We start from the raw sequence: 445 nt of genomic DNA, 5'->3' as shown, positions 1-445 counted from the left end.
GCTGATGCCGAACGACGACACCGCCGCGCGACGCGGCTCCCCCGTCTCCGGCCACTCCCGCGCCTCCGTCAACAACGCCACCGCACCCGCATCCCAGTCCACATGCGTGCTCGGCTCGTCCACGTGGAGGGTCTGCGGCAGCGCGCCGCGCCGCATCGCCTCGACCATCTTGATGACACCCGCGACACCGGCCGCGGCCTGCGTGTGCCCGAGGTTCGACTTGATCGAGCCGAGCCACAGCGGCCGCTCGTCGGAGTGCTCCCGGCCGTACGTCGCGAGCAGCGCTTCCGCCTCGATGGGATCGCCCAGCTTGGTGCCGGTCCCGTGGCCCTCGACCGCGTCGACCTGCCCGGCGGTGAGTCCGGCGCTGGCCAGGGCCTGCTGGATGACCCGCTGCTGGGACGGCCCGTTCGGCGCCGTCAGACCATTCGACGCACCATCCTGG

At 72.6% G+C, this 445-nt stretch carries 1 pseudogene; it reads right to left on the bottom strand.

From position 1 onward, the window contains the following. Window positions 1–445 (bottom strand): annotated as a pseudogene (locus LG396_RS38935) (polyketide synthase); the annotation flags it as partial.

Source organism: Streptomyces aculeolatus (assembly GCF_020400605.1).
In the GTDB taxonomy this organism is placed as follows: Bacteria; Actinomycetota; Actinomycetes; order Streptomycetales; family Streptomycetaceae; genus Streptomyces; species Streptomyces aculeolatus.
Note: the sequence above shows the minus strand (reverse complement) of the source record. Positions and strands in the feature narration are given on the sequence as shown.